We start from the raw sequence: 9,633 nt of genomic DNA on the forward strand, positions 1-9,633 counted from the left end.
ACCCCACACCCCACACCCCACACCCTGCCCCCAGGAAAAACTTTTTCAGCAGACCCTAAATAATGTCATCCTCAAATTTATAACCGACACCGACCACAGTTTTGATAAAGATAGGATTAGCAGGATCGGGTTCTACTTTTTTGCGTAAGCGTCGGATATGGGTATCTACTACCCTTTCATCGCCAAAAAAATCATTTCCCCAGAGATTATCGATTAATTGGGTGCGACTCCAGACGCGATTGGGATAACTGACAAAGGTAGCGAGTAGATTAAATTCTAAGGTGGTTAAATCGAGGGTTTCCTCTGGCATTCCCTCCAATTTACGAAGAGCAGAATGTTGATCTAAGTCGATAATAAAATGACGGCTGCGATGGAGTTGCTGGGGTTGACTATCGTGTCTTAAACTACGTCTTAATAAGGCTCTTACGCGAGCGGTTAATTCCCGGGGACTAAAGGGTTTGACCATATAATCATCGGCTCCCGTAGATAGACCGATAATGCGATCAATTTCTTCTCCCCTAGCGGTTAACATTAAAATATAGGGGTCTTTTGTCCCCGGTTTTTGGCGAATTCTAGCACACAATTCCAGTCCATCTAATTCCGGTAACATTAAATCTAAAATCACTAAGTCTGGTTGCTTTTGATAAAATAGTTCTAGTCCTACCCTACCATTATAAGCCAGATGACAAGTAAAGGACTCCCGCTCTAAAGTTTGCTGAATCAAATGGGCGATTTCAATTTCATCTTCGATAATAACGATATCCATACAAGGGAAAAAGTTTACAAATATCTAGGCAGATTTTAACATATTAAAGGCCGATTCAAGTCTGAATTGCATCACTATCTGATCTACCTTTATAGAATACCTCATTCGGGGTCTGATAGTCAAGATATTTTCGAGGACGATTGTTAATCAAGTTGAAGCAGCAGCGATTGCTTTCTATCATCAACAAACTGATTGGCCAGTAGTGCAAACTCTGGTCTGTGATCATGCTCCCCAATTCAAATTACTGACTGATAATATTACTTTGTGTTGGGTACATGAGGAACGACATTATAAGAAGTTGACTCCTTATGTTGCTTGTCACCAAAAAGCTCTTGATCAATTGCTGGATGATTTCTGGGATTACTACCGAGACTTGCTGGCTTACAAAGATGCACCCAGTCAACAGATGGCAGCAAAACTCCGATCTGAGTTTTGGAAACTTTTCGATACTCAAAGCGGTTATCAACAGTTGGATGAGCGAAAACAATTAACACTGCTGAAAATTTCGGAGTTGCTTTTAGTCTTAGAGCATCCCGAATTGCCCTTGCATAATAATCCGGCGGAGTTAGCTGCTAGGACGATGGTGCAGCGACGTAATATTAGTTAGAAACTTGCGCTTTGATAATGTGCCATCTGGCTGGTCTGGTTCTTCTACAGAGCGATTTTCTGGCTGGGATATTATTCCTACGCAAGTCCCTTATGCTACTCAAACTCTGACAGGGGACTCAGGCTTGGGATGCTTTTATGTCCCTTGTTGCTACTACTCGGAAATTAGGAATCAGCTTTTTTGAGTATGTTCGTGACCGCATTTCTCAACTTGGTAATAGTCCCTCTTTGGCAACTATTATTCGTGAGCAGTCTTCTCTCAATCACCTTGCTTGTTCATGAATACCAGAATAACTCCTGACCCCGATATATTGAGGGGATATGGGAGATCGAACCCAAAATCTATCTTCAATTTAATTATAACCAGCTACCTAGCCAAAAATTTGGTTAGGTATTTTTTCAGTAAACTATCATAACTTCTACTGTTTCTCCTGCTTGTATAGTAGTTTTACCCTGGGGAATTATGACCAAAGCATTAGTACCCGCTAAATTAATTAAATTAGCTGAATTGTGTTGTCCAGAAGCGAGTTGAAATTGATAGACTCCCTCGATAATTTCTATTTTTCCCCAGAGATAAACTTCTCTTTGTCCCTTAGATTTGAGAGTATCGCGGGTGATAACTCGCAGAAATTTGTTCTGATAATCTGTCAATCCTGATAATTTTTTAATGGCCATTTGTACGAAGCGCCAACAGGAAACTAAAGCAGAGACGGGATTACCGGGGATACCAAAGTAAATACAACCGTTAGGAAAAGTAGCAAAGGTTAAGGGTTTACCCGGTTGAATAGCAACGCTGCGAATCAGAATTTTTCCCCCTAATTCCTCTAAAATTCCCTCAATATAATCGTAATCTCCCACGGAAACACCGCCAGTGGAAAGGACGATAGCACTAGAATTAATGGCTTTTCTGATAGTTTCTCTGAGAAGTTCGGGATTATCTTTGATTATACCTAAAGGTCTAGGAATTGCCCCTAAACTGGTGATAAATGCCGTTAAAGCGTAGCGATTTGAGTCAATAATTTGACCTTTTTGGAGGGTTTCATCGGGATTAATTAATTCATCTCCCGTGGAGAAAATTGCCACTTTCGGACGGGAAAAAACTGTTAATTCGGTAGCTTGTGCCGTGGCTAAAACTGCTATTTCTGGAGAATTAAGGGCAATACCGGCTTTTAATAAGGCATTTCCTGCTTGATAGAATGTGCCGCGTTGACGCACGAAAAGACCTATTTTTTCGGGAGGGATAAGAATCGCCACCCGCTCCCCTTTTTGTTGAGTATTTTCCTGCATAATAATCGTATCACTGCCGGCGGGTAACATCGCTCCTGTAAATATTCGGGCTGTTTCTCCCGGTTGAATAATTTTTTCGGGGACTTTGCCAGCGGGAATTTCGGCGATAATCTTTAGAGTAACGGGATTTTCTGGGTTAGTGTCTTTAACATCTTCGTAACGGACAGCATAGCCATCCATTGCGGAATTATCCCAATAGGGAAAGTCTAAATCGCTGCTGATATCTTCGGCTAAAATGCGCCCAAAAGCTGCCTCTAGAGAAACTTTTTCTGTTTGCTGTTGGGGTTGAATTTGAGTTAAAATTATAGATTCTGCTTCTTTGACTGAGTACATGGATTAAAAAAATGAACCGATTAGCTAGATTAAGGGTGGAAGATATACAAGCTTGGATTGGGGAAGTGCATTTATTGGATAGGAAGGGTCAGACTCCCTATTATATACCGGTTTTGAACCGAGTTAATCCCGAGGTTTTCGCTCTTCAGATTCACTGTCTTGAGGGGGAGATTTTGTCTTGGGGAGATGAAACTGTAACTTTTCCTTTGATGAGTGTGATTAAACCTTTTTTGTTATTATATCTTTTAAACCATTTAGGGGAAGATGCTGTTTTTCGTCGCGTGGGAAAACAAGCTTCTAGTTATCCTTTTAATTCTTTAACTCAACTGCAAGAGGATAGCGGTTTTCCCCGTAATCCTCTGATTAACAGTGGTGCGATCGCTTTGGCGGATTTATTAGGAGGGGAAACGCCAGAATCTCGCTGTGAAAATTTGCTTTTATGGTTAAATGAAATGGGTAATTGTCAATTATTTCTTGATCGCTCTGTGCTTGAGTCTGTTCACTCTTATCCTAATGTTCACAATCAAGCTCTAAGCTTAGAATTAGAAAAAAATGGTTATATCAGTCATCGTTACTTAGCTCTGGAAACCTACAATCGAATCTGTTGTTTATCTGGAAAAATTGCCGATCTTGCTAATTTAGGTAAGTTAATTTTAGCTGCTCCTTTTGGCGAAATTATTCTAGAAATTATGACTAATTGTGGACTCTATGAAGCTTCCCAACAATTCGCCATTGAGGTGGGTTTTCCAACAAAATCAGGAGTTAGTGGAGCTTTATTATCTATTCTGTCAGACGAGGGAGTTATTGCTTGTTATAGTCCTCTGTTAAATGAGCAAGGTAATTCAGTTTTAGGTCTGGATTTATTAACAAAATTAAGTAATTTTTTCAAGGAAATTTAAGCCATGAAAACAAGATTGAACTTTTCAAAAAAACACCGATTCTATTTAGTAATTATCTTGCTGATATTTATGGCTTTATGCGTCACCAGTTTATTTTTTCCCCTACCAGAATCCCTCAACTATGATGAAGGTTATCATTATGAAAGTGGAGTAGAAATTCTCAGAGGTACGGCAGCGAAACGGGGCAATGAAGATATTTATCATCGCAATATTATGCCAGCTTCAGCACTGCATCCCCTAGTTGATCAAACAATACAAAATATTTTTCCTATCTCTAAATATCTAAACTTAGAAAATAAGTTTTTTGGACGGTTTGCTACGATTATTATCTCAGTAATTTTAGCAATATATGTTTTTATCTGGTCAAAACAACTCTATGGAGTGTTAGCAGGATTTTTAGCTTTAATTCTCTATGTTCTCGATCCTAATATTATCGGGCATTCACGGATAATTACTCAAGATTTATTCGGAGCAACTTCAATTTTTATTGCCATTTACTATTTCTGGTCTTTCCTAAGATTTGGTAGCAGAAAAAATCTGGTTTTAAGTATATTAACTTTTGGAATTGCCCAGATTTGCCGCTTAACAGCCGTTTATTTAGTTCCCATTTATATAATTTTAGGTCTTGGTTTTTACCATCGGGAAATTATTCAATCTATTCAAACCAAACATATTCGCGTAATTCAACGGGTAATTAAGCGCAGTATCTTCTATATACTAGCTCTGATTTTATCAACAATATTAATCATAAATATTGGTTATTCTTTTGAGAGAAGTGGCACTCAATTGCAGAATTATCAATTTCTCAGTCATAGTTTTAAGCAACTGCAAACCTATCCTGTCTTAAAATCTTTGTCGATTCCTATTCCCGCTGCTTATTTGCAAGCATTAGACTTCGGTAAGTATAAACAAGAAACAGGTTTTGGTAGTGGAATGCCATATCTTTTGGGACAGTTAGGATTTATAGTTGATCCAGTACAAGGATTTAAAATTAAGGGATTTCCCCAATATTTTCTGATCACTTTTCTCTATAAAGTACCGATAGCTACCCAAATATTTATCTGGTTGGGATTTATCAGTTTATTTCTCTGGAGAAAACAGTTAAATTTTTGGCAGAATGAAGCTTTTTTGATTATTCCCAGTCTATTATATTTCATCTTAATGAGTTCTAACACTGCTCAAATAGGTATTAGATATATTTTAATGATTTTCCCCTTTTTATTTGTCTTTGCTAGTCGGATTGTTACCGGTTGGCCAGCTTATAAAAGACCCTATCGCATTTTAATTATTGTCCTGACCCTTTGCCTACTAATTTCCAATCTCTCCTATTTTCCCCATTATATTTCCTATTTTAACGAATTAGTTATTGATCGCAAAATGAGCTATCAAGTTCTGGTCGATTCTAATTTAGATTGGGGACAAAATAAAAACTATCTGCAAGACTATCTCCAAAAACATCCCAACGCTCTCTTTATTCGTTATGACGGAGATAATAAACTTAATTTAGTCATCGATAATCAAAAAGTTGCACCCTCACAGGTTTCTCTCGATAATCCGATTAATTTACTGGTGATAGAAGCTAATCAATTAATCGGTATTACCACCGATTCTAACCATTTTTACTGGCTGCGTTCTAGTCGTCAACCTATTGATCATCTTGCTTATAGTTACCTAATTTTCAAGATTTCCTCTCAAGACGCAGCCAATATTTTTGGTAAAAACTAGAAACTGTTCACCAATACTTTTTCTGATTTTTCTTGCCAAGTACCATGAAAACTGGGAGGGATAACACTGGGTAATTGCAGACAGCAAAGGGGTTCTTTTTCTAACTGCTGACTATCATAGATTCTCCCTTGGCTGCTGTGATTATTGCCGTCGTAAACCACGACGATTAACCATCCTGTCTCTGGAGATAAACCATCGCAGACAAAAATCGGTTCACTTCCATAACAGTTATTTTCTAGATAAGCAATAGTTAACTTACCCGTGGAGTGATTAGAGTTCTTAAGTACAGGGTGAGAGCATATCAAACGCTATTGACAATTGGCCAATTTTGTGATCCGCTTGCTGTGTGAGCATTTCAAGTGATACCAGTCAATTAGAATAGTTACGAAATCGACCAAATGGGTCGATTTTTGCTTAACAATTGAGATGGCAAATTCTCCTTGAATATGCCTAAATCGCACTCTGGGTAAGCAACTCACATAAAGTTCATTTTGTCAAGGATTGTTAAGATGCGTTTACCCTGATAATTCCAGTGATCAATTGGCTATCCTGATCATCTCTGGTGATTTTCCCGCAGCATAAATATCCCACATTGTCCGATAAGCTTTTTCTAAATTGCGGGTAAAATGAAGCGTATCAAATAACGGATAAGTAAGACGATTTTGTGCTAGTTTCTGTTTAATTTTGTGCAATTTATCAGGAGATTTTGCTAAATTAATCGCTAAATTTTTATACTCCTCTAAATTCTTAGTAATTAATTCAGGTAGGCCAATAGCTGTCAGTAAACTAGCACCAACACGGGAAGGAAAAGTTGCACCTGGACAAGTTATAATCGGTAAACCTGCCCATAAAGCATCACTCCCAGTCGTATGAGCATTATAGTATAAAGTATCAAGAAATAAATCAGCTAGTTGATGCCGCGCCAAATGTTCCGACTTAGGTTCGAGATGGGCAAAAATTAAGCGATCGCCTTCAATTCCTCGCGCTTTTGCTTCCCGACGTAGATTTGCTTCAGCTTCAGCTACTCTCGAAAATAACCATAATACACTACCGGGAACATTGGCCAGAATTTCCATCCAGACAGTGAATATTTGCGGTTCAATTTTATAGGTGTGGTTGAAACAACAAAAGACAAAACCCGATTCAGGAAGACCATACTGGGAACGAGTAACAGGTTTAGATGATATAATTTGTTGATAATCATTAGCCTGATAACTATCCGGTAAAATTACCAATTTTTCAGTAAAATTATCAGCAGACTTTGGTGGTGTAACTATGGCATCACCAATAATATAGTCGATAAAATCTGCTCCCATTGTCCCCGGATAAACCAAATAATTAACTTGAATCGGTGCCGGTTTTAAAGCCAATATTTGTGTCCGCGCTTTATCAATATATCCCATCAAATCAACTAAAATATGCACCCCATCATTGAAAATCCGTTGTGCAGATTCCGTAATTGATAAAGTAGCAATATCATAAAAGCGATCGCAATCATTAGCAATGCGATGACGATACTCACTACCATCATCAGGACCATAGGAATAGGCAATTATTTCAAAGTTATTGCGATCATGTAAACCAAAGACACTTTGCATCAAATGACTGGTAGGATGATTACGAAAATCATGGCATAAATAACCTATTTTTAATCGTCCAGATCGGGTGCGGGAATGGTTAAAGTTTAGGGGTTTAGTAATCAATGCTAATTGTCTTTTAATTTCTTGAGCATAGTTAGAAGCTACTTTTAACTGTTGAGTAGCAGACCAAGGTTTATATAAGCTATCAAAGGGAGTTACTGCGGTAGTTTTTCTCTCTTGTAACTGTTTTTCTGTTAATTGCCAAAGTTGAATTAAATCAGCTTCTCTTGTCTCCCAATTACAAGTCATTTCCTTCATAGAAAATAAGCAAGCAAAAGCCTCTGGGGAATTAGGTTGAATGGCTAAAGCTTGCTTAAATACGCTCATAGCTGCTTCTACTTTGTCCTGTCTTCCTAACGCTAAAGCTAAACTATTGTAAGCTTTAATGTATTTAGGATTAAGCTTAATTGCTACTTGAAAATAAGTGATCGCTTCTTCAGTTTTTCCCTGTAGTTGTAACACATTGCCTAAATTAAAGTGTGCCTCTGGATAATTAGGGTTTTTCCTGATTGCTTCTTGAAACTTGACCCCAGCATCCCCTAACTTATCCTGCATTTGTAAGACTAAACCTAAATTATTCTCAGCAAAAGCATAGTTTTGATCGCTACGAATAGCTTGGTTAAAGCAAATAATCGCCTCGTCTAAATCTCCCTTGCTAACTGCTATTATTCCTAAATTATTGTGGCTTTCTGCATAATTATGGTTAATAAGTAAAGCTTGCTTATAAGCCAAAATAGCTTGATCAATTTGTCCTAAACTATCCATGATTACCCCCAACTGATGCCAAGCAGCTGCATATTGGGGAGATTGATTAATTAATTGTTGATAGAGAGCGATCGCTTCTTCAAGCTTAAGCTGTTTTTGCAAGGTGTATGCTTGCTGATAAAGGGTATCTGCTGGCGAAGTATCAGGCTGATTATTTGCTATATTTCCTCCAACTAAAGGAGAAATAGGATCGAGAGTAATAATTTTACTGATGTCATCATTTTGGAATCCTAAAGCTTGGGGACGTTTAACTCCTTCTAAGATTTGTATATCATAAAGTTCAGTCACTTCACCTTCTAAGCGTATCCAGTGAACAACTTCACCTGTTTTCAAATCAATAATTAGCAGACCACAGCGAGGTTCTGCTTCTTTAGCCATTAAATTATCATCTAAGATTAACCCCGAAAAAGTCTTATCTACCCCACGATTTTTAGATAATCCAACAATGGCATAATTTCCGACAAATGCTAAACCACGCAGAAAACCAGGACAAAAAGTAACAGGCTCAAAAATGCCCTTATTTTGATCAATATAACCAAAGTAACCCGTACCCGCATTTAATAACCATAACTTACCCTGATAAAATCGGGGAGAATGAGGCATAGATAAACCAGTAGCAATCACTTCATTAGACTGAATATCAATGACACAACCGCCAGTTTGTCTTCTGTCTCTCCACCCATCCACCACATCTGATTGACTACAAGCGGTAACATAACGCGCCTTCCCATCTACCAAAGCTAAACCATTGAGATGACAACGATCTTCATTGACTAAAGCGGAAATAAACGATGGTTTCCATAGGGGAATACAACTATGGCGATCGCTGACTGTCGCCAGACAATTTAACATCGTACTGATAGATATAATTCTTTCAGAGAGATTTTCTATTGCCAAATCGTGAATATCTAAATCCCCAGTAGTATAACTAATGCGGGGGATATAAAGTTTATCGTAACCATTATAAAGCTGTTCGGATGATAGCACATTATCTAGTTGCCAGATTTGATAGCGGGAACTAAGATAAATCCTTTCTGGGGTAGTATATAAACCCATGGCGCGGTCAAATATCCGCTCAAATCCCGACATCCCCCTGTGGGGGTTAACTCCTAAAAACATCAGTCGAGAACTTTGATAGGTAGTAAAAGCCAGACTAATCTGCTGAGACTCTAACCAATCAATGAAATTACGGGAAGCAATTATCTCTACGGGGATAGATTGATTAGTATTGGGAGTTGATTGATTCATCATAACCACAAAGACACAAAGACTAGCCAGTAGGGTGTGAAGCGCGATAGCATAACGCACCAATTTAATGATAGAGGTGGTGCGTTACGGCGGATTGTTAATTTTGGTTTTTTGACCGAATTGATGGCCGCAAATACGCACCCTACACCTAAATTAGGTGTGTCAGTCCACTACGATTTATGTTTTTGTTTGAGCGCGATCGTTTATAATCAAAATATCATTATTTTGGAGTAAAAGAAAAATGAGTAAACAGACCATTCAATATACATCATCTTTAGATGCTTTGATTGCTGTTGCCAAGCGACTTAGCGTTTATGAGAACCAACATAAAATGGATTCCGAAGATTTTTATAACCAATACAAT

The 9,633-nt window shown here is 38.1% G+C and carries 6 protein-coding genes and 2 pseudogenes; 4 read left to right on the top strand and 4 right to left on the bottom strand.

Annotated features, from left to right (window positions below; translation table 11 throughout):
- Window positions 1–55: 55 nt before the first annotated feature.
- Complete coding sequence (locus tag PN470_RS09595) at window positions 56–766, bottom strand: response regulator transcription factor (protein WP_002737246.1); 711 nt, start codon at window positions 764–766, stop codon at window positions 56–58.
- Between the two features lie 202 nt (window positions 767–968).
- Here PN470_RS09595 and PN470_RS09600 point away from each other — a divergent pair, with 202 nt between their 5' ends.
- Window positions 969–1,373 carry an IS66 family transposase gene (locus PN470_RS09600; RefSeq protein ID WP_103112323.1) on the top strand — a complete coding sequence of 135 codons (405 nt, stop codon included), beginning with the start codon at window positions 969–971 and terminating at the stop codon, window positions 1,371–1,373.
- 398 nt (window positions 1,374–1,771) lie between these two features.
- Here the strand turns inward: PN470_RS09600 and PN470_RS09605 are convergent, their stop codons facing one another.
- The gene (locus PN470_RS09605; RefSeq protein ID WP_103112324.1) at window positions 1,772–2,992 is read right to left on the bottom strand and encodes a molybdopterin molybdotransferase MoeA; all 1,221 of its coding nucleotides are present in this window, start codon (window positions 2,990–2,992) and stop codon (window positions 1,772–1,774) included.
- A gap of 11 nt (window positions 2,993–3,003) precedes the next feature.
- Between PN470_RS09605 and PN470_RS09610 the strand changes: the two genes are divergently transcribed.
- A complete protein-coding gene (locus PN470_RS09610) occupies window positions 3,004–3,891 on the top strand; it encodes a glutaminase (protein ID WP_272104411.1) in 888 nt (295 codons plus the stop codon).
- Window positions 3,892–3,960: 69 nt separating this feature from the next.
- A complete protein-coding gene (locus PN470_RS09615; protein ID WP_272104413.1) occupies window positions 3,961–5,616 on the top strand; it encodes a glycosyltransferase family 39 protein in 1,656 nt (551 codons plus the stop codon).
- Here the strand turns inward: PN470_RS09615 and PN470_RS09620 are convergent.
- Both PN470_RS09620 and PN470_RS09625 read right to left on the bottom strand, forming a co-directional pair.
- Window positions 5,613–5,888 (bottom strand): annotated as a pseudogene (locus tag PN470_RS09620) (carotenoid oxygenase family protein); the annotation flags it as partial. The gene PN470_RS09615 and the pseudogene PN470_RS09620 overlap by 4 nt on opposite strands.
- 264 nt (window positions 5,889–6,152) lie before the next feature.
- Window positions 6,153–9,272 carry a TIGR03032 family protein gene (locus tag PN470_RS09625; protein WP_271936321.1) on the bottom strand — a complete coding sequence of 1,040 codons (3,120 nt, stop codon included), beginning with the start codon at window positions 9,270–9,272 and terminating at the stop codon, window positions 6,153–6,155.
- Between the two features lie 238 nt (window positions 9,273–9,510).
- Between PN470_RS09625 and PN470_RS22355 the strand changes: the two are divergent.
- A pseudogene (locus tag PN470_RS22355) lies at window positions 9,511–9,633 on the top strand (antitoxin TumA); the annotation flags it as partial.

It is taken from the genome of Microcystis sp. CS-574, from assembly GCF_028329095.1.
GTDB classification, from domain to species: Bacteria; Cyanobacteriota; Cyanobacteriia; order Cyanobacteriales; family Microcystaceae; genus Microcystis; species Microcystis ichthyoblabe_A.

Coding starts and splice junctions, on each gene's coding strand:
- PN470_RS09610 (WP_272104411.1), top strand. CDS start 3,004: ATGAACCGATTAGCTAGATTAAGGGTGGAAGATATACAAGCTTGGATT.
- PN470_RS09595 (WP_002737246.1), bottom strand. CDS start 766: ATGGATATCGTTATTATCGAAGATGAAATTGAAATCGCCCATTTGATT.
- PN470_RS09605 (WP_103112324.1), bottom strand. CDS start 2,992: ATGTACTCAGTCAAAGAAGCAGAATCTATAATTTTAACTCAAATTCAA.
- PN470_RS09625 (WP_271936321.1), bottom strand. CDS start 9,272: ATGATGAATCAATCAACTCCCAATACTAATCAATCTATCCCCGTAGAG.
- PN470_RS09615 (WP_272104413.1), top strand. CDS start 3,961: ATGGCTTTATGCGTCACCAGTTTATTTTTTCCCCTACCAGAATCCCTC.